The organism is Pseudoalteromonas sp. MER144-MNA-CIBAN-0113 (genome assembly GCF_040308965.1).
GTDB classification, from domain to species: domain Bacteria; phylum Pseudomonadota; class Gammaproteobacteria; order Enterobacterales; family Alteromonadaceae; genus Pseudoalteromonas; species Pseudoalteromonas tetraodonis.
The window spans coordinates 1-253 of the sequence record NZ_JBEOOG010000470.1; the positions used below are offsets into that span (position 1 = coordinate 1).

At 39.1% G+C, this 253-nt stretch carries 1 protein-coding gene; it reads right to left on the reverse strand.

The features are described from left to right. The coding region (locus AAEY57_RS20540) for a hypothetical protein (RefSeq protein WP_350608729.1) at positions 1–253 on the reverse strand (253 nt) is incomplete at both ends.

Consider the following 253-nt stretch of genomic DNA (forward strand, 5'->3'; position numbering starts at 1 on the left):
GTTTAAACCCATATCATTAACGATACTGTTAGCAAGTTTAGTTGCAATAATTTCTTTACGAAGTGGATGGTTGTTCATCGCATCGTTAAACTTCTCACGTAGAGGACGTGGGAATGACTTCACAAGCAATTGACGATAGTAAGGGTTTTCAGTAATTTCATCACTTACTAAAGACTCTTTTAATACCATTTTTGCGTAAGACACTAGCACTGAAAGCTCAGGGCGAGTTAAGTCTTTACCTGCGGCTGCACGT